Below are 21,668 nucleotides of genomic sequence, written 5' to 3' on the forward strand. Positions count from 1 at the left end.
ATTATTTACCTGTTAAATAGTTTAGCTCTAAAATGGTTTCGTTGTAGTTCAATAAGGTATCCATCCAAGAAATTTTAATCTCTACAGCCCTATCAATATTTTGAATGTACTCTACATATCCTATCTCACCCGTGAAGAATAGGAGATCTGCATTTTTCAATAGTTGTTCACTTAGTGGAAGACCTTCATTCTCATAATATTCAAGTTGCCTTTGTAGTTGACGTATTTGAATCAATAAATTATTGTAAGAAGAGTTTAATTGTAATTGCAGATCTTGATATCTTCTTTCCTGAATATCCTTGTTCATCTTGGCACCCTGAATCTTACCTCTGTGTGATCCAAAGAAAAGGGGAATATCAATCCCTACTTGCCACGCATAGAAACCACTTGTTCCGTTCACTTGTTGTTTGGCATATTGAGCATTAAAATCTGGTAAAAATTGTGAGCGTTGTAATTTAATTTCCCTTTCGGATAATTCAATTTGGGACTCCTGTATCTCTAATAGAGGATTTGTTTTCGGCAAAGAGTCTGAAAGGGAATAAATAGGTAATGCCCCGCTCTTTATTTCTTGTGGTACGGTTTGGGCTGAAATTTTTTGATTCATCCAACGCTCCAAATTATTCTTATAAGAGGAATAATCTGCCTGCGCTTTCTCAAGTTGTAGCCTTACCTGTTCTTGTTTTCCTTTAGCTGTAAGCTTCTCTAAACTGGATGCTTCCCCAGTGTCAAAGCGCAAAACAGCCGCTTCATAAAACCGGCTATAGACACTGTCTAAATATTTATAAAACTGCCGTTTTTCAAGAGACACCCCCCAATTATAATAGGCTTTGGATACATCCTTTTTTAACTGATATTCATCCAACGTATAATTTGCCTTTGCCAAATCGGTTTCCTTTTCATACAACTTTCTTCTATTGAAATATGCCGTCGGAAACTCTATGGATTGGGAAATTCCGATCACAGATTGAACCGCTTCTGATGTATTTGGATTTACTTCTTCCTTACCAGTATAAATTGATGTTTTGGGAATATTGAAAGCAGTTTTCTCAAGCTTTTCTTTTTGCTCGATGGTAAGCGATGAGGCCTCAAGACCTGGGTTTTTATTTAATGCACCATCTATTGCCTCATCTAATGTTAAGACTTGCAATTGGGAATCTGTTGTTTGGGCGCTTACTGAATTTGGAAAGCAAAGTCCAAGCAACAGTATTAAGGGTAAAAGGAACAGTTTTGGCATTTTAAATGGCTTTTCGGAGAATGAATAGAAAATAGGAAGCAATACCAGCGTCAGCAAAGTTGCGGTAACAAGACCGCCTATCACGACCGTTGCGAGCGGCCTTTGCACTTCAGCACCGGCACCTGTGGATATGGCCATCGGCAAAAAGCCAAGAATATCTACTGCAGCCGTTAAAAAAATAGGTCGTAAACGCGATCGGGTAGCTTTTAATATCCTTTCCTTGATATCGGTAACACCGTCCGCTTTTAAATCATTTAAGTAGGAGATCAATACCAGACCATTTAAAACGGCCACCCCAAAGAGGGCAATAAAACCTATCCCGGCGGAAATACTAAAAGGCATCCCTCTTAACCATAAGGCAAAGACCCCACCCACCGCTGCAAATGGAATAGCAGTATAGATGAGTACAGTCTGCTTAAAAGACCGAAGGCTGATGAAAAGGATTATGAAAATCATTGCCAATGCTACCGGCACAACAATTGACAACCTTTTCGATGCGCGTTGCAGATTTTCAAACTCCCCTCCGTAAGTGACATAATAACCAGGAGGAAGTCCAAGATTTTTGTCAAGTTTCTGCTTGATTTCGTCAACAAGGGTCTGTACATCACGGTTACGCACATTAACCCCCACAACGATACGGCGATATGTATTATCCCTTGAAATTTGATTGGGCCCTTCTTCAAAATGAACATTGGCGATTTCCTTTAACGGGACTTTTGCACCCGATGGCAATGGCACATATAGGTTTTGTATGGATTCAATATCTTCCCTAAAGTTTTCTTTCAGCCGAATGACGATATCAAACCGTTTTTCACCATCATAAAACTGTCCCGCCGTAGCTCCGGCAAGCGCAGAACTTATCAAAGTATTGACATCGACTATCTGTAATCCATATTGGGCCATCCTGTCCCGGTTATAATCAACCACAATTTGCGGCAAACCAGACACCTGTTCTGCCCTGACATCAGCGGCACCGTTGATGTTCCTGATGATAGATGCAGCTGCGTTCCCTTTTTCCTGAAGTATCTTTAAATCTTCTCCGTATATTTTTATCGCCAAATCTGATTTTACCCCAGTCAATAGTTCATTAAACCGCATTTCTATAGGTTGTGAAATCTCAATAGAGATCCCTGGGATTACGGCCAATGCGTCATTCATTTTAGTGGCCAACTCCTCATACGTTTGATCTTGTTTCCAGTCGCCAGGCGGTTTTAGGGCTACCATAATATCGGCTCCTTCAATAGGCGCAGGATCGGTTGGGACTTCGGCAGCACCGATTTTGGTAATTACCTTTTCTACTTCGGGGAAATTATCGAGAAGGATAGTTTCCAGTTTTCCCATATTCTTTTTCATTGCTTCCAAAGAAGTCCCGGGAGCCATACGGACTTCCAGAGCAAAATCTCCTTCCTGTAATTTTGGTATAAATTCCCCGCCCATATTATTGAAGATTATAACGGCAAGAACGAGTAGTAACAACGCACCTGTAATTACGATCGCTTTAAATTTCAGTGCACCTTTTATTAAAGGCTGATATGACGTCCTATCCAACCAATCCATAAACTTATCGCCAACGTTTCTTTTTCCAGCGGATTTACCATATAGAAAAAGGGCACAGACCATAGGGACATAAGTAAGGCACAGGATCATTGCACCAAGAATTGCAAAGCCAAAGGCAAGCGCCATTGGAATGAACATTTTACCTTCAACCCCTTGTAGTGTGAGTATGGGGATAAAAACGATAAGTATAATGATTTGTCCAAAGGTGGCAGCGTTCATCATTCGTCCAGATGACTTTATGGCTATATCATCAAGTTTTTCCCTTCTTTTTGAACCTGTGAGTTCTTGAAGCTTATCATTGTTTTGTGCGAGACTTACGGCCATAAACTCCACGATAATGACCGCGCCATCTACGATAATCCCGAAATCCAATGCCCCAAGGCTCATCAGGTTTGCGGAAACCCCGAAAGCATTCATCATTGATAAAGCGAACAGTAAGGATAAAGGGATGATAGAAGCGACTATTAATCCAGCCCTCCAAGTGCCTAAAAGAAAGACCAAGGCAAAAATGACGATCAATCCACCTATCAAAAGATTTTCCTCTATGGTACTGGTAGTTTTGGCAATTAATCTGGTACGGTCTAAAAATGGCTTGATAACCACCCCTTCAGGAAGATTATTTTGAATTTCTGCAATTCTGGTCTTCACATCGGCTATAACATTATTGGAATTTGCACCTCTCAACATCATCACCACACCTACTACTGTTTCACCAGTACCGTTTATGGTGGCTGCTCCATACCTTGTTGCGTGCCCTATTTGTACTTTGGCAATATCCCCGATGGTTATAGGGATATTGTTTCTGTTGGTTACAACTGTCTTTCGTATATCATCAAGTGAAGTAACTAAACCACGCCCTCTCACGTAATAGAGGTCCGGGCCCTTTTCGATATAGCTGCCACCCGTATTTTGGTTGTTTCCTTCAACTGCTTTGAAAATATCTGCTATGGTAAGATCATAACCATTTAGTTTATTGGGGTCAACGGCAATTTCATACTGTTTTAAATAGCCACCTATGGAATTGATTTCAACTATACCCTGTATTCCCGATAACTGTCTTTTGATCAACCAGTCTTGAATAGTCCTAAGTTCCGTTGCATCATATTTGTCTTCATAGCCCGGTTTGGCTTCCACCGTATATTGGTATATTTCACCTAAACCTGTTGTAATAGGAACCATTTGGGGCGTTCCCAGATTTGCACCGATTTCTTCCTGTGCTTCCTTAAGCTTTTCTGAAACCAGTTGCCGGGGCTTGTAAACGCCCATATCCTCTTCAAAAACAACTGTTATAACAGATAGTCCGAAACGGGAGATTGAACGGATCTCTTGAACGCCAGGTAGGTTATTCAGGGATAGTTCAATGGGCTGTGTTATGAATAGTTCAACTTCTTGGGCTGCCAGGTTTTGTGAAACAGTTATTACCTGAACCTGATTATTGGTAATATCTGGAACGGCGTTTATGGATATTTGAGTGACGGAATAAATGCCCCAACCCAATAACACTAAAGTGAACAAACCTATAATTAGCTTATTCCTTACGGAAAAAGCAATGATTTTATCAATCATAAATAATATTGTTAATTAAAAACTGACGGAGATGAGCCTATTATCTGAAGGATGATTTTAGAAAATTTAGCTCGACGAGGAAGCAGATCTAGCGGTAATTGACTAGATTAACCAAGTACAATTCTTAATAAAAAGCTTATCGAAATATTTCGAATACCTATTAACTTTTAATGTTGCGGACAAGTCTTCCATAAATGTGGTTTCAATGGAAACCAATGCGAGAGGAAAAATGCCCATATCAAAATGATAATCTTTCAGGGAATTTGAAGGACTATTAAAATCTCGAAAATTGGATTTAGTATAAGTATCATATTCATCACCAAAAGTTTGATGATGATTACCCACAATTTCAACCTCAAATACAGCCGCACAATACAGTAGGCCAACCAAGGGAATAAAATATTTAAGTGTTTTTCTCACAATGCTCATATTATTCAACATAGTCCATCAATGAGACTTTTTTTTTAATTTTTCAATATTCCTTTCTTTACCTGTACTTAAAACGTTTTTCCCATAAGAAGTAAAATAGGTGTGGGTTTTTAAAAAATCTATATTCATACCCAACCATTCCTTATCTGAATATATTTGGTCTAATTCGGTTTCCCATTCTTCTCTAAGGAGTTTGTTTTTATAGAGATAATTGTCCGCAGACAGATGAGCCAGATCTGCATCACAAATAATTTGCTGTAATTTGGATTTGGGATTTTGAGGCATTTTCGTGGCCTGTATGCAAGAAACAACGGTGAGAATATCAGTTTCTAAAAAACCAAGCCATTCCAGATATAACTGGGCATACTGAGCACTCATTGCTTCGTGACCTTGATAAGTTTCTGTGATACCAGTATCGTGGTACAAAGCTGCAATGGAAACTAGATTAAACTCTTCGGGTGTAACATTTTCATTTATTGCAATAATTTTTGAATATTCCAAAACTTCAACGGTATGTAGAAAGTTGTGAAACGGTAAGTTTCTTTTTGTAGATTGACTGAATAAGAATTCACAGTGGCTATATACTTTGTCTAAATCTGTAATCATCCTATTTATGATTTCTTTTCAACGACCAGAGAATTTCATATATGGCGAAATCCTCCGCCGTTCGTTCTAATTTTCTTAGACAAACATATAAACAGAATTGTAAGGAAGTTTTAAGTTGGGAATCAGAAGGTTTTCAGGAAGTCGATTTTGAAGTGGTGCGAGTTTCTTTCAAAATAATAGGTAAGGTCATAGTCGTAGCGCTCGCAGATTTTTTTTACGATCGCCAGGCCCAATCCTGTGGATTTGAATTGTTTATTTTCCCGATAAAATCTATTAAAAAGTTTTTCAGGATTTTTTATGGCCTGATGACCCGTATTGGATATGATAAGGCTGCTAGTCTTGGTAACCAAAGAAATGTTACCTTCATCTATGCAGTATTTGATGGCATTGGTCATCAAGTTATTTAGAAGAATATGGATTAGATGTCTATCCGCTTCAATTTCGATTTTATCTAAAGGTTCATAACTTATTGGCGTCGGCGAAAGCTCACGAAAATTTAAGACCAATTCATCCAATTCCTCATTTATGTCTATTATTTCAATATTTGAGAACTGCTCATTGTCAAGTTTTGTGAGTAAAATGAGCTTTTTATTTAATTGTTTTAATCTATTGATATCGTTTTTAAGCGAAGATAGCTGTAAGAACTCCTTGTTTTTGATGGAGGCCTCATTCAGAAAACTTTCAATTTTGGTCCCTATAATGGCTAAAGGGGTTTGCATTTCGTGAGAAACATCTTCCGTGAATTGCTTCAAATTTTGATAATCGGTCTGAACTTTTTGGGTTAGAATAAGTACTTCTTTGTTTAATTCTTCAAACTCAACAATTTCAGATTCTTCAAATGCAATAGTCTCGCCATTCGTAAGTGAGAATTTCTTCAATTTGTCAAGAGATGAGAAAAAGGGCATCCATAATTTTGCATTGTGGGATTTGTTCAGATAAAACAGAAAGATGAATACTAATAGAATTATAAGCAGGAATGTGAGTACAATGGTCATTATAATTTCGTCCGTATCGATGAGCATATCACGCACGGTAATTTTATAATATTGACCATTGATAAGTTTTGTTTCGGATAACTGCCTAAAGAGTGCCGATTCTTGTTTTTTTGAATTGTAAATTAAAGTGTCACTGAACTTGGAAGATTGAGGAAAATCAACCTTTTCGCTTTCAATAATAGGGGGTACGTTGACCGGAGAGTTAGTATTTGAAATTATGTTCTCAATATTTTCCTGATCTGACACAAGCTCTTCCTCCACTTCATTTTTCAAAAGATATTTCGTCAAAAAAAACAGTACAATGGCACTCGCCAACAATAAAATTGAACTGGTAAGCAAGAAGGACTTTGAAGCCTTTCTGAGAAGCCTTATTTTTCGTTTGCTATTTTTCAATTATTCATCCATAAATCGATAACCGCTACCATAAACAGACGTGATGTATTTTGGCCCGTTGACACCTATTTTTTTTCTCAAATTGGTTATATGAACATATACAAAATCAAAATTATTTAAAAGATCACTATCATCGCCCCATAAATGTTCTGCAATGATCTCTCTAGAAAGCACTCGTGCTTGATTTGTTATAAAGAATATCAGCAGATCATATTCCTTTCTGGTCAATGCAACGGTTCTGTCATTGATATATACAAGTCTAGTTAATGTATTGATTTTAATTTCGTTGAAGGTAATAACATCCTCGCCTCCAAATTTCCCCCGTCTTAATACGGCCTTTATCCTTGAATTTAATTCGGCCAAATCAAAAGGTTTAGTAATATAATCATCTGCACCTAGATCAAGCCCCGAAAGTTTGTCTTCCAGTGAATTATTCGCCGAGACTATAATGATAGCTGCTTTTTTGTGCTCTTTTTTAATTTTTCTTAATAAATCGAGACCGCTGCCGGTAACAAGGTTGATATCAAGTATTATAACGTCGTAATCATAAATATCTAATTTTTCAAGCGCCTCATAATAGTCCGATGCTACTTCACAAACGTTCCCATCTTGTTTTAAGTACCGGGTAATGGTTTGTTGCAGTTCTATTTCATCTTCGGCTATTAATAATTTCATATAATTCTGTTGTATTGTGCCTGACTAGGGAAAGGAAGGATAAAATACATTTTACATTCCTTCCCCTTCCAGGACTTTTTTATTCATTCTTATTCAATAAATTTAAACATTAAATCTTAAGACAAATGAAAGTAGCATTCCCAAATCGAATTGACCTCTACGCACAATTATATAACCTAACTAAAATTTTAATTATACTTAAGTTTGGTTTATAATTTTCAGATCATCTTTTTTATCAAAAATTATATTACTATAAGGATAAGGTATTTCTATGCCTTCTTTATCAAATCGGTTTTTAATGATTTCCAGTAGCTCACATTTTAATTCAAAAGCATTGCCAGGATTTGCGGCCCAGGCCCACGCTCTCAATGTTATTGAAAATTGACCCACAGTAATCACTCGAATCGGTGCAATATCATCATCCTTGCTTTTTCCGAGCATTTGCCTATGATCTATAAACAAACGGTGCTTTATTACTTCCTCCTTCATTATCTTTCTTGCGTTTGAAATATCTGTAGTGTAAGAAATGTCCATTTCTATCCATTCACAACAGATGTCCTCCGCAAAATTTGAATTGACAATGACTTCATTGCTCATAATAGAATTGGGAATGATGACACGCCTATTCCTAAAATTACGTATAACCGTGTGACGTAGGGTAACATCTTCGACGACTCCGTCGTTTCCTCTTACAGAGACCATATCGTTCAATCTATAGGGCTTTGTAAAAACAATCATTATTCCACTGATAAAATTGGAAAGTACTTGCTGTGAGGCAAAACCAATTACTGCCACCAGAAGGCCTGCACCGGCTAGAACTGTCGTGGCGATACTTCTTAAATCGGGGATAGTCAAAATGACAAAGGCAAGTCCCATAAAAACAATTAAGACACGTACTATTCTCTGCAAAAACTTTGCGCTAGTGGAATTGAAACTGTCTTTTCTCATTTGCCTATTTATCAATTTTTCAATAAAATGGTTAAATGAGTAGTAAATTATTAAGGTAACTAATACAATTGCAAGCATCTGTAAAAGCAGAAAAGCCTCTTGTTTCGATATATCAAAAAAATCTTTCAAGGTGTCTTTTTTTATTAATGGAGTATATTTTTCTAAATGTCTGATAAATGAAAAATAATTTCCATAGTGGTCAAGCTAATTTTAGAAGCCATTGACTACTTAAATAGTTATTCGTTTTACAAGTTTTGATTTTGAAAAAAATATAAATTTCAGAGAATTGAGCAAATAAAGTCAGCGATTCTTAAGACAATTATTAGTCAATCAAAAGTTAGCTACATGGTGTTTGTAGAACAAATAATACCTGATTGAGCTACTCAATAAATTTATATCCCACCCCTTTACGGGTTTTAAAATGATTTGATCCGAGTTTCTGGCGTAGTTTTAAAATATGTACGTCAATTGTTCTAACCTGGACACCTAAATCATTTTTCCAAATTTCTTGAAGTATTTCCGCTCGGCTGAAAACCTTATCTGGCTTTGATGCTAAAAGTGATAAAAGCTCAAATTCTTTTTTTGGCAAGTCTATTACTTCATTGTGCATATAGACCAGGTATTTTTCTCGGTCTATAACGATATCTCCTCGAGTCATTATATATTCAGACATACGGATATTTGTTGTCTCCGTAGTCTCTAATCTTCGGAGAAGGGCTTTAACACGTGAAAGAAGAACTTTTGGCTTTATAGGTTTGGTTATATAATCATCTGCCCCCACGTCTAACCCGGCTGCTTCGGAATAATTTTCTCCCCTAGCAGTTAAAAATGCGACCAGCGTATCTTTAAGTATTTTTGAATTTCTTATTTCAAAACACGTCTCCATACCATCCATTCCTGGCATCATAATATCCAAGATAATGAGATGCGGTTTTAATAATTTTGCATTGATTAAGCCTTCCCTACCATTTTTCGCTGTATGTATCTCATAGCCTTCTGATCTCAGAATAATACTGAGTAAATCAAGTATTTCCGTATCATCGTCTATTAACAAAATTTTTAACTCCTTTTTGTTCATAAGCTAGAAAATAATGAGAGACTTTTCAGTATAGATTCGGGTCAATCCGAAAAAAAGTAAACATATAAAAAAAGAGAATCCGTTCAAAAGACTCTAAAAATCAAATTTTTAACAGCTAATTCAAAAATTAAATAAAAACAAAAATGAATTTAATTTCTTCCTAAGTTCTAAAGGCAAATGTTTCAACGGATTCTCTATATATTGACTTATTAATTGATACTAGGAAATGCATATCCAGTCCAGGCAAATGCCGAAACGTCAGCTCCGGTATTTCCATCAACGACATTAATCGTTGCCCCTACATCATTTTTAATATCTGTTGCATCAAGTTCCCCCACGTCTGTTACATTTATAGAGAACAATGGCGATCCAGGTCCTGCACTATCTGTCAAATCGATAAAATCTGCTGCCGTTCCTGCGCTTTGTCCATCTGCGGCAATAATGGCCACCAGGGCATTGGTTATTGTCCCAGCACTACCCCTTCTAATTTTTATCATATCAGAAAGTTCCACTGTAGATTGATGAAAAAGGGTAATGTCTGAAATAGTTGGGTTTGCCCTTGGAGAAGCATCATTGTTGTCGGCATTACTATCTGCCTCAATTCCTCGTGGATCAGAAGTAACATCATTATATCCATACTCACGTATGCCATATAGATTTGCGGCCGTGCCTGTCCAACCATCAGTCCAGTCGAACATATCATCTTTTGCGTTCACTACTAATATATTGGTCGCATTCACAGTTCCCCCAAAAAATTCAATACCATCATCATCACCATTATAGGCAGCGATATTATCTACAACCGTACCGCTTCCCACACCATAAAACGTGAACCCGTTAAATTCTTGCTCTCCGTTTATTCTTGCACCAGAATATTCCACGATGACATATTTAATAGCTCCTGAAGAATCATCTGACACGGTTCCTCCATAAGTAAGGCCTACAACTTCTGCTGTAGCTGTTTCGCCTAGATTTATGGGTGCTTTACCCGCTATAATCAAACCTCCCCAGTCGCCAGGTCTTGGATTTGAAGCTCCAGATGTTAAAGTAATTGGATTTAAAGCGGTTCCTGTAGCATTAATTTCTCCGTCTTGCTCTATTGCAATAAACACGTTTGTTCCGCCAGCTTGGGCTTCTACTCTTGTTCCCGGTTCAATGGTTAAAATCGCTCCCGGCTTAACCACCAAAGAGCCTGATAACGACCAGGTTTGGTCAGCAGTTAAAGTCACATTGGCCGTAACATCTCCCTTGAGGTCGGTAGGGTCCAAATCGGGATCATCCTGTGCGGTAATCTGACCATCCTTTTGAGCAACTGGTAGATTTGGATCTGTGGTACTATCCTTCGAGCAAGAAGTAAGTAGCGCCGTAACAGCTAGACTCATTAAAAAAATTCTCGTTTTTTTCATCATTTTTTGATTTAAAGATTAATTATTGATTTAAGATTAAAATTTATAGTTAATGCCTATGGAAAGAACAATTCCCTTTTTAAAATTGTTAATGACTATCTTATTTCCATTCACGTCTTTTTGGGTAAGCTCCAGGGTAGGATCAAGTACATTTTTTGCGGCAAAATTGAGCCCTAAATTTTTTCCCAGTTCTGTTCTCACCACGAAGTCCAATGTTGGAATGCCGGTCTCAACGATATTTCCTTTTTGTTGAACCCCGATGGAGTAAATCCTATCGCTGAAATAGTTAAGAACTGCGGAAGTTGTTATATTAGAATTTGATTTTTTTAATCGGTAGGTAAGGTCCGAATTCAGAAGAAAGGGAGAAGCACCTTCTAATTGATCTTCCTGGTTTGTGAAATTTGTGGAAGGATCAGATAGATCCTGATTTGAGTATAGATAAGAGGCGTTTAGCCCAGCGGAAAGACTGTTTTTAGTTTCTCCATCAACACTTTCTTTATCGAATATATTTTTTCTAATTTCCAGCTCTGCACCCGCGACATCTGCTTTATTACCAGAGTTGATATAAGATAATTGGTTCGCTGCTGAATTTACCTGTATTCTGTTGATAGGATTTATTATACGCTTATAGAATCCTGTTAAGGAAATGATTTCATCAGAGCTCAAATAATATTCATATTTAATATCAACATTGTAGTTGTCCGAAGGTTTTAAATCTGGATTACCAAAACTGGCAAAGTTCACATCCTCATATAAAAATGGGGCCACCTCCTTAAATTGAGGGAATGTATAGGATTTGCTTCCTGCCAACCTGAAAATGCTGCTTTCGGATATGCTGTATTTGAGATTTATAGATGGTAGAAAATAGTTTTTAATTATAGTTGAAGGATCTACATTTAAATCAAACTCACTAGACGATAGGTTGGTGTTCCAATTTACATATTGGTTAACATTCTCATACCTAATTCCCGCAATTGCGGATAAATCATCAGTAAAAGAGTACAAAAATTGCGCAAAGCCAGCGTGGATTGTTTTTGTGCCTTCGTAAAAGAAGGGGGTCAGAGGATCAAAATCTGAACTAAAACCATTGTTTGTTACTAAACGAAAAGTACCATTGGACAGGTTTTCGTGATTAAATAGGCCATCTGGATTGTTAACATCTACAACGGTAGGCGATGGGAAGTCGTGATTGAATTGTAGAAAATTAAAATTTCGGTCTGTTTTTCTGAAATTATACCCAATTCTAAGATTGCCTTTTTTTGCTTCTTCTAAATCATCGCTTACCTTGTAGTCGAAGTAGGCTTTGCCTGTAACTTCATTTTCTGAAAGATCCGAAAAGAAACGATGGTTGTAACTAGGTGTGCCAGTTGCTACCTCATAGTTTGTACCATCAAAAACATAAGTGTTCTGCCTTCTATCGGGTTCATTGCCACGAGTAATATTATACCCGGCATCTACATTTAAACCCAATCTTTCAGAAATTCTAAAATCGAATAATAACTGGTTTACGAATAGGTTGTTATTGTTGACCTGTTGCCTCCTAATAAAAGCTGAATCACCTTCTTCCTCTGAAATATTAGCGGACTGACCGATGTAATCACCAACCGATTGCGTATTGTTGTGAATATATAATGAGTTGTAGGTAATAGATCCTTTTTCATCAAATCGATATACAAAATTCCCCATAAGTATTTGAGAAACATTGTAATTGTTTTTGGAAAAATTCAAGTCACGTAATGGTAGGCCTTGAGCATTTATAACTTTAGTATTGCCATTTTGATAGACATAGCGATTATCTAAACTACCAATGATGAGGGCACTAAAAGAATCATTATTGTTAAAAGCGAACTTTTTGCCCAATTGGAGGGAAACAGAATTGTTTAATTGAAGGTTTTGAGAATTCGGTCCATAGGAATTTTTGAAATCGTATATACCCAAACTGGTAATCGGTACATTTTTGTCAATTCCGAATCCAAGAGGTGTAGCGCCATCTATAGTCAAAAACTGCTGATTTACGGCACGGGTGTTGAAACCACTCCCGATTTTAATCTTTAAATCATCTTTTCCATAAAGTTCTTTGGACACAATATCAATATTGGCCCCAGCCACATCACCGTAAATTTCCGCATCAAATGTTTTGTTGATACCAACACTGTTTATGATATCCGAACTGAAAAAATCAAGGGCGATATTCTTGTATTCAGGATCTTCAGAGGGCAGAGGAAGTCCATTCAGTGTTGAAGAATTATACCTATCACCTAAACCTCTAACAAAAACATTCTTAACCCCTTCCTGTTTGCTGACCCCAGATACTTTGGTAACGGCTGCCTCAGCATCACCCACTCCCTTACGCGCTAGTTCTACTGATCCTATCGCTGTCTTAATAGAAACGGCTTTCTTTTGTTCTAATAATAAGGCAACTTCCGAATTTCTTCGAGCTACTGTTTTTACAACAACTTCATCAAGTGCCGCTGCACTTGCGCCGAGTACTACGTTAATTTCGGTTACTTTATCAGCTAATACCTTAACTTCTGGAACTTCTATCGATTCATATCCTATAAAACTAAAAACCAAGGTGTAGGAACCGGGATCAAGATTCTCTAAAGAATACAACCCATCATAATCTGAAGTTGTTCCTTTAGAAGTTCCTTTAACAAGTATAGTTGCAAAAGGTAAAAGTTCTTTATTTATTTCTTTGTCTTGTACTAAACCAATAATAGAACCTTTAGTCTGCTGGGCAAAACCAATAGAGCTTATGCAAACAATAAGTATAAATAAAGAGTACTTTGAAAATGAGAAATTTTTTCGAGCGAAAGATGCCTGAAAAGTGATATAAGTATACGTGAAAAACTGCTTCAACTTTGCCTGTTTTTTAAATTATGGTTCGAAACTATCGGGCAAATTGTAAGCAACTTTTAAGGAAATCTTTAATAGTAGTCAGGAAGAATATTTTGAAGTGGATTCAGGCTATTTAATGCTAATACCTTTAACGAGTTTGACTCGGCGAAATCGATTATAAAAGATTAAAAAACATCAGTAAATTCAATAGATTCAAGCCATTTAAAGGGACTAAATCAATCCTTAGAGATCAACTCAAAAACCCAATATTATGTTTGAGTTAACTCCCTATTAAGCCTGCGTAAACCTGAAAGATCCTTTGATTTTGAACAATTTTTAAAATAGAAATTTTGGAAATCTAGAACCAGATTTAAAAGTTAATAACACTATCCAAAGCATCATCAGCATCTCTGTGGATAAAATTTGCCTGATAATTTAAAGTGGTTTTCAAATCACTATGTCGGTATAATTTCTGTAACATTAAAGGATGGATTCTGTCTCCGGCGATATTTCCGAAACTATGACGGGCTATATGATTCGATAATGTTTTATCAATGCCACAGAGTTTCGCTATTCTTTTTAAATATTTATTGAGAAGTTTAGTAGTGCTTTTTGTTCGCGTATAAATCTGTTCGGCTTGCGTTTGATCTACTTCCCGTAAGAAAGGAAATAAATATCCATTATTTATTTTTTTATCTGGGCGATAATAATCAATTATTATCCTAGCTTTATCAGGAGTTTTTAAACTCAAAGGTTTCCCATTTTTTTCCATGACATAATACAATCGATTATCTTTAAAATCAGACCATTTTAATTTTATTACATCCGATATTCGCATACCAGCAAAATAAAAGGAAAACAACCAGATATTATGCGTATGCCAAATAGTTGTAAACTTCTCTAAATCTAGAGATTCGATCTTCTCAATTTCCTCGATATTCAATCCTATTTTGTTACCTTCTGCAATTCTAATTTTTTCCTTGTCACCAGCAAAAGGGTAATATTTTTCGGCGATTACACCTTCTTTTATAGCAATGTTGAAAAGAGTCCTAATAAAAATAAGTTGATTTGTTATGGTTCTTGGTTTTTGATTTAAATATGAAAAACAGAACGTCTTATATTTTTTTATAAAAGACTCATCAATATCCCGAAATGTAAGAGTTTTATTATTTTTAAAATATTCTACACCATCCATCCAGTGATATTGAGATCTCCTAGCATCACTAATACGTTTTAAGCGACGTTTATTGATTTCTTTAATAACTTTTGACTTACTTCTAGAATTTTTTAGTTTTATAAACTCTTCAACATTATAAAGTATTGACAGCTGTGATTTGGCAACTGAAAAGACACCATTATCGTATTTATTTTGAATATGGTCACTTGCGACGGCAAAAAATGATTTAAAACCATTAGGGCCTTTTAATTTTTGTTTAATTTGTTTTGGAGAAATCCTTCTCTCTGTATTAAGATAAATATCGTTTACCTCCGTCACTTTTTTCATTAAAAAGTTATTCAACATTTTAGAATAAGGATGAGTTCTTTTTGCTTTGCCGTTAATATCATCCCAATCTTTTTCAAAAACGTATTGTCCCAGCCAGACATAGTTTGTCTTATAGTTTTCGCTAATTCGCAATGCAAGAGGAATTGTCCCATCTTTCTTTTTCATATTTTTCCTTAAAACAATTTTCACACTTGCCATAATATTAGAATTTAATACACTGTAAGATAATGAATTATATAAAAAAACTAGTACAGAATAAGTACAGAATAAGTTGATTTTAAACCGTTTTAAACACTATTATATAAAATTAAATAATATGCAAATAATTGATTTTCAAAGGTATTAGCTGTTTTTATAGGTTCCGTAGAATATTTTCATAACCCGGAGGTCCCGAGTTCAAATCTCGGTCTCGCTACAAAAAAAGGGATTTCGTATTTTCGAAATCCCTTTTTACTTTTTATCATTTTTCTATTCCCTGATCTACACTAACTTATCCAGTGTGATTGGTAATTCTCTCACACGTTTACCAGTAGCATTGTAGATCGCATTGCAAATTGCAGAAGCAACTCCTACAATACCAATTTCACCCAGACCTTTAGCTCCCAGCGGATTCACAATTTCATCATGTTCCGGCACGAAGATCACTTCAAGATCCTGAATATCTGCCTGTACTGCAACATGATATTCTGCAAGGTTCGCATTCATGATTCGGCCATTACGACTATCCATCATTCCTTCTTCCTCAAGAGCCATGCTTATTCCCCAGGTGATCCCACCCAGGATCTGACTTTCAGCTGTCTTAGGATTAAGTATTTTACCTCCGGCTATCGCACTCACAACTCTGGGAACCGTGATCATTTTAGTATCCTTATCTACATGTACTTCTACCATTACACAGGAATGGGAGTAGCAGGAATACTTACTGCGATCATCTGCGGGTTGAGAGTTAACGCTTGTTTCCACAGATTTCTGACCGGATGCAGCTAATATTTCAGAATAACTAAGTCTGGTAGATTTTACGCTTAGATGTCTATTACTGAACTCTGCCTCTTCGAACATCGCACCCTTCAACTCTTCTGGAAAACTCTGTTGAGCGTATCCAAATATTTTCTTCTGAAGCGCATGACACACAAGTTTTACTGCTGAACCTACTGAAGATGCAGTCCAGGATCCCCCTTCAATTGGAGCCTTCGGCAAACTAGAATCTCCAAGCTGGAATTCTACATCTTCCAATGGAATGCCAACAATTTCTGCAGCAATCTGGGACATTATCGTATACGTTCCCGTACCAATATCTGCCGTTCCACTACTTACTGTAAGTTTCCCTTCTGAAGTTAATATTGCTTTTGCTGAAGATTCCTGCTGTAAAGCTTCCCAAACTCCGGTGGCCATCCCATAACCAACAAGATTATTACCATCCTGCATGCTTCCAGGCTTTGCATTTCTTTTATCCCAGCCAAAACTTTCAGATGCTTTGAGAAAAGCAGCTCTTAATTCTTTACTGGAATAAGGCTTCCCTTCATTTTGATCAATATCAGCATAATTTATTAAACGGAACTCCAGTGGATCTACTCCAGCTTCAATTGCAAGTTCATCAATAGCGCATTCCAGCGCATACATTCCAGTAGCTCCTCCGGGTGCTCGCATATCCATAGGCGTATAGACATCCAAAGGCACCAATTGATAATCAAGTTTCACATTATCACACTGGTACATCATTCCAGACCAATCGACAACTGTCTCGTTGAACATTTCAAACCTTGAAGTTTCTCCAAATGCCTCATGATTTATTGATTTCAGTTTACCCGATTCATCAGATGATAATTTTAATCGCTGTAAACAGGCAGGCCTGTGTCCAAAACTGAACATCTGAGTTCTGGTCATTACAACCTTCACTGGCAAATTGAGGACTTTTGAGGCCATCGCCGCACAGAATAGCTGGTATTGTGGTCTTAAACCAGACCCGAATCCGCCACCTACAAAAGGAGATAAAACCCTGACCTTTTCTTTTTCCAGATTGAAGATCCCAGAAATATATTGCTGACTGCTTCCAACTCCCTGTATTTTATCATAAATGGTAAAGCCCTGCTCCTCTTCATTCCAGATCGCTACTGTCGCAAAAGTTTCCATAGGATTTTGATAATGGCGTGGCAAATAATATTCAACATCTACCTTATGTTTCGAAGAATCGTAAGCTTCGGCAGCATCACCTCTAGGCTCTGGTGGTTCAGGAACATCCTCTCTGGTTGCATTCTGAAGATTTGCTTTAAGATCAACTTCGCAACCTTCTTCTTTTTCATAATCTATTTTAACCAGTCCGGCTGCATAAGCGGCAGTTTCAAAAGTATCTGCAACGATTAATGCGACCGGCTGTCCGTTATATAGAATGTCTTCATTGTAAAATGGTCTGAATGGATTACCAGGAGGAGCCAGAGGATCTGTATAATCTGAATCGATCTTTACTTCTTCCGGTATATTTTCATGGGTAAATACCTGTCGAACTCCCGGCACTTTTAAAGCATCTTTATCATTAATAGCAACAATTTTACCTCTGGAAATAGTACTATTAATAATATATCCATGTACTAAATGCTCAGGATTGAATTCAGCGCTATATGTGGCATTCCCTGTTACTTTTTTTATGCCATCTACCCTTCTGGTAGGTTTTCCTATATATTTTGTATCTGCTATCATGCTATTTGTTCATTGCTTCTGTTAATGCTCTTATAATAGATTTTCTTACCAGTGGTATTTTAAAATCATTATCACCGTATCCTTTAGCACCTTCAGTAAGTTTATTCGCTAATTGCTCGAAATTCTCCGTATTTGTCTCTTTTCCAATGAACTCTTTTTCTACGGAAGGTTTTCTCCAGGGTTTGTGTGCAACTCCACCCAAAGCAACTCTAATGTCCTTGATCGTGTTGTTTTCCAGTTCAATTGCGGCAGCCACTGAAACTAAAGCGAAAGCATAAGACGGCCTGTCCCTGACCTTCAAATAATGATAGTTCTTAGGAAAACCTTTTTCTGGAAGCTCAATTCCCGTAATGATCTCTCCCGGTTCTAGATTGGTTTCTATATGAGGGGTGTCACCAGGAAGTTTATGGAAGTCAGTCGCGGCAATTGTCCTATCACCTTCAGCTCCACTAATATGAACTGTTGCATCTAATGCCGCAAGCGCTACCGCCATATCTGAAGAATGCGTTGCGATACAATGCTCGCTTTCTCCAAGGATCGCGTGCAAACGATTAAACCCTTCTAATGCGGAACATCCACTTCCAGGCTCTCTCTTGTTACAGGGCGTTGAAGTATCATAAAAATAGAAGCATCTGGTACGCTGTAATAAATTCCCGCCATTGGTCGCCATATTCCGTAACTGCGCTGAAGCAGCAGAAAGCATAGCCTCAGAAAGTAGTGGATATCGCTTTTCTACTTGTTCGTGATAAGCTGTATCGGCATTGGTCTTGGTCGCTCCCAATATTAAACCTCCAGAATCTGAGTTTTCAATTTTCGAAAGATCCAGATGATTGATATCAATTAAATGCTCAGGATTCTCAACCCGATATTTCATAAGGTCCAGCAAATTAGTTCCTCCACCAATAAATCTGCTACTCTCTTCTTTAGAACCTATTTGTTCGATCGCGTTTTCCACGCTCTGTGCTCTTTTGTAGGAAATATTATTCATAGTCTAATTGCTGTTTTTAGATAAAGCTTCGGTATCTCTGTCTTTTAATTCCTCCACCACTTTATAAATGTTGGCATAAGCACCACAACGACAAATATTTCCACTCATGAGATCTCTTAATTCCGCAGGATCGCTTCCTTTATTCATATTCAGCAGTCCAATGGTAGAGCATATCTGCCCGGGTGTGCAATAGCCGCACTGGAATGCATCATGTTTGATAAATGCTTCCTGCACTGGATGCAATTCATCGCCATTAGCTAATCCTTCCACCGTGACAATTTCTTTCCCTTTTTGCATTGCGGCGAGGGTCAGGCACGAATTAATATGCTTTCCATCTACAAGAACGGTACACGCTCCGCATTGACCATGATCACAGCCTTTTTTGGTTCCTGTAAGCTGTAAATGTTCCCGCAAGGCATCGACAAGAGTTGTCCATGCATAAACTTTCATACTAACATCTCGTCCATTAATATTTAATACCAATTCTTCAGTATCTGGATGTTGTTTAATTTCCATTTTGTATGGTTTTGGTTGGTAATTGATTCTAATAATTAATAGAATACCTTTTAAAGCTAGAGAATAATTTGGTCAGAATTATTTATATCACACATCTTAATATTTTTTTATGATTTTTGTTTAATCATTAAGTTGATCATAAGTTATTAGTTTTATGCATTTTAAGTCTACCTTTTAAGTTATTCTCATGTCATTCAAATTAGAAATATATTGCTCAAATTTTAATTGTTATAGTTGTTGTAAAATCAAATCTCATATCCAATTTTGAGTTTTATTTGCTCAAAAAATTGTGATAATAAAAGCATCTAATTTTGCCGGATACATCGAGCCTGTGGCAGCAGCTTCCGAAGATTTCATGGTAGATCCATGGGTATGGATAGCCTTTTCTGCCTTTATCATCCTTCTTCTCATCGTAGACTTAAAACTGGTGATGAGAAAACCTCATAAGATAAATACTAAGGAAGCTGCGTGGTATAGTGCCGGCTGGATAAGCCTGGGGCTTCTATTTACAGCTGTGATCTATTGGTGGCAGGGTTCTCTCGCCGCAGGAGAATATCTCGCTGGGTATTTGATCGAGAAATCTCTGTCTATGGATAATGTGTTCTTATGGGCTGTACTTTTTAGCTATTTTAAAGTACCAAAGGAATTTCAGCATAAAGTTTTGTTCTGGGGAATATTCGGCGCCCTTGCTCTAAGAGTCATTTTTATTTTCGGCGGAATTGCCCTGATCGAAAATGTACATTGGATCATATATATATTCGGCGCATTTTTACTGTATACCGCTTATAAGATCTTTAAAAGCGATATTTCTGAAGCCAATCCTGATAACAATAGGATTTTCAAATGGGTACGAAAAGTGATACCTCAAACTGAAGGTTACAGGGAAGACAACTTTTTTGTAATAGAAAATGGTAAGAAGATTGCCACTCCTCTATTAACCGTATTGATCATCATAGAACTAACCGATGTAATCTTTGCGGTGGATTCTATCCCGGCAATATTAGCGGTAAGCAGGAATGAATTTATAATCATAAGCTCAAATGCATTTGCAATTCTGGGTCTTCGTGCTTTGTATTTTTTACTGGCAGATATGAAAGACAGGTTTATTTACTTAAATGAAGGTCTGGGAATTATACTGGCTTTCGTGGGAATAAAATTCCTGGTAAGTGATCTTTACGAAATACCAATCTGGATTTCTCTTTGTTTTATAGCTTTAATTTTAATAGGTTCGATATTATTATCTCTACGACAAACTTCTAAGACCGAATTAGAAAAAACTTAGCATTATGAAAAGACTAAAATTAGGAAATACAGAATTATATACTCCTCCAATTATTTTCGGCGGAAATGTATTCGGGTGGACGATCGATGAAAAAGAATCTTTCAGAATGATGGATCAACTGCTGGATATGGGATTTGACTTTATTGATTCTGCAGATGTTTATTCCAGATGGGCCGAAGGAAATTCTGGTGGTGAATCTGAAAGTATTATTGGAAAATACATGAAGTCCAGAGGTAACCGGCATAAATTGACCATTACCACCAAAGTTGGCTCCAGTATGCAACAAGGGGGCGATAAGGATATTTCCAAAACACATATTCTTAATGCAGTCGAAGATAGCTTAAGAAGATTGCAAACAGATCATATCGACCTTTATTTCACCCATTGGGATGATAATAAAACTCCCGTAGAAGAAACCCTTGGTGCCTATCAGAAATTAATTGAGCAGGGAAAGGTGAGATATATTGGAGCTTCAAATTTAAGTCCTGAAAGATTACAGGGGTCTATAGATGCTTCAAAAAATGACGACTTACCAAAGTATCAGGTATTCCAGCCGGAATATAGTTTGATGCAGCGAAGCAAATTCGAAGGGAAAATTCAGGAAATCTGCCAGGAAAACGATCTTGGAGTTACCTCCTACTTTAGCTTAGCCAGCGGATTTCTTTCTGGAAAATACCAAAGTATCGAAGATATAAAAGGCAGTGATCGCGAACAGTTCCTTGGAGATTATTTCGACGATCGTGGTAAAAAAGTGCTCAACGCACTTAAAGATATATCAGACCATCATAATATTTCCCAGGCAGGAATTGCTTTGAGGTGGATCATGCAACGCCCAGGTATTACTGCTCCAATTGCAAGTGCAACCAAAGCTGAGCATCTAAAGAGTTTCGAAGAAGCTGTCAACATGGAACTTACCAAAGAAGAAATGGAAAATCTAAATGCGGCAAGCAAACATTAAT

15 protein-coding genes are annotated in these 21,668 nt (G+C 37.1%); 2 read left to right on the plus strand and 13 right to left on the minus strand.

Going from position 1 to position 21,668, the window contains the following annotated elements:
• Nucleotide 1: 1 nt before the first annotated feature.
• The 13 genes from ABVM50_RS12750 to ABVM50_RS12810 form a co-directional block, all read right to left on the minus strand.
• Complete coding sequence (locus tag ABVM50_RS12750) at nt 2-4,357, minus strand: CusA/CzcA family heavy metal efflux RND transporter (protein ID WP_405198911.1); 4,356 nt, start codon at nt 4,355-4,357, stop codon at nt 2-4.
• A 102-nt stretch (nt 4,358-4,459) separates the two neighbouring features.
• A complete protein-coding gene (locus tag ABVM50_RS12755; protein WP_405198912.1) occupies nt 4,460-4,777 on the minus strand; it encodes a hypothetical protein in 318 nt (105 codons plus the stop codon).
• A gap of 27 nt (nt 4,778-4,804) precedes the next feature.
• Nucleotides 4,805-5,392, minus strand: coding sequence for an HD domain-containing protein (locus ABVM50_RS12760; RefSeq protein ID WP_405198913.1), 588 nt, complete (start codon nt 5,390-5,392; stop codon nt 4,805-4,807).
• Nucleotides 5,393-5,514: 122 nt separating this feature from the next.
• A complete protein-coding gene (locus ABVM50_RS12765; RefSeq protein ID WP_405198914.1) occupies nt 5,515-6,660 on the minus strand; it encodes a sensor histidine kinase in 1,146 nt (381 codons plus the stop codon).
• A gap of 120 nt (nt 6,661-6,780) precedes the next feature.
• On the minus strand, nt 6,781-7,455 hold the full coding sequence (locus tag ABVM50_RS12770; RefSeq protein ID WP_405198915.1) for a response regulator transcription factor: 675 nt from the start codon (nt 7,453-7,455) through the stop codon (nt 6,781-6,783).
• A gap of 198 nt (nt 7,456-7,653) precedes the next feature.
• A complete protein-coding gene (locus ABVM50_RS12775; protein WP_405198916.1) occupies nt 7,654-8,532 on the minus strand; it encodes a mechanosensitive ion channel family protein in 879 nt (292 codons plus the stop codon).
• Nucleotides 8,533-8,782: 250 nt separating this feature from the next.
• Nucleotides 8,783-9,481 (minus strand): response regulator transcription factor, encoded by a 699-nt coding sequence (locus tag ABVM50_RS12780; protein WP_405198917.1) that lies wholly within the window; start codon nt 9,479-9,481, stop codon nt 8,783-8,785.
• A 209-nt stretch (nt 9,482-9,690) separates the two neighbouring features.
• Nucleotides 9,691-10,863, minus strand: a complete 1,173-nt coding sequence (locus ABVM50_RS12785) for a hypothetical protein (RefSeq protein ID WP_405198918.1) — start codon at nt 10,861-10,863, stop codon at nt 9,691-9,693.
• A 60-nt stretch (nt 10,864-10,923) separates the two neighbouring features.
• Nucleotides 10,924-13,746, minus strand: coding sequence for a TonB-dependent receptor domain-containing protein (locus tag ABVM50_RS12790; RefSeq protein WP_405198919.1), 2,823 nt, complete (start codon nt 13,744-13,746; stop codon nt 10,924-10,926).
• Nucleotides 13,747-14,095: 349 nt separating this feature from the next.
• On the minus strand, nt 14,096-15,427 hold the full coding sequence (locus ABVM50_RS12795) for a phage integrase SAM-like domain-containing protein (protein WP_405198920.1): 1,332 nt from the start codon (nt 15,425-15,427) through the stop codon (nt 14,096-14,098).
• Nucleotides 15,428-15,709: 282 nt separating this feature from the next.
• A complete protein-coding gene (locus tag ABVM50_RS12800) occupies nt 15,710-17,923 on the minus strand; it encodes a xanthine dehydrogenase family protein molybdopterin-binding subunit (RefSeq protein ID WP_405198921.1) in 2,214 nt (737 codons plus the stop codon).
• 1 nt (nt 17,924) lies between these two features.
• Complete coding sequence (locus tag ABVM50_RS12805) at nt 17,925-18,911, minus strand: FAD binding domain-containing protein (protein ID WP_405198922.1); 987 nt, start codon at nt 18,909-18,911, stop codon at nt 17,925-17,927.
• Nucleotides 18,912-18,914: 3 nt separating this feature from the next.
• Nucleotides 18,915-19,427, minus strand: a complete 513-nt coding sequence (locus tag ABVM50_RS12810) for a (2Fe-2S)-binding protein (protein WP_405198923.1) — start codon at nt 19,425-19,427, stop codon at nt 18,915-18,917.
• A 289-nt stretch (nt 19,428-19,716) separates the two neighbouring features.
• Between ABVM50_RS12810 and ABVM50_RS12815 the strand changes: the two genes are divergently transcribed.
• Together ABVM50_RS12815 and ABVM50_RS12820 are read left to right on the plus strand one after the other, a co-directional pair.
• Nucleotides 19,717-20,709 (plus strand): TerC family protein, encoded by a 993-nt coding sequence (locus ABVM50_RS12815; RefSeq protein WP_405198924.1) that lies wholly within the window; start codon nt 19,717-19,719, stop codon nt 20,707-20,709.
• Between the two features lie 4 nt (nt 20,710-20,713).
• Nucleotides 20,714-21,667, plus strand: a complete 954-nt coding sequence (locus ABVM50_RS12820) for an aldo/keto reductase (protein ID WP_405198925.1) — start codon at nt 20,714-20,716, stop codon at nt 21,665-21,667.
• The last annotated feature ends 1 nt before the right edge of the window (nt 21,668 follow it).

It is taken from the genome of Christiangramia sp. LLG6405-1 (assembly GCF_045055805.1).
In the GTDB taxonomy this organism is placed as follows: Bacteria; Bacteroidota; Bacteroidia; order Flavobacteriales; family Flavobacteriaceae; genus Christiangramia.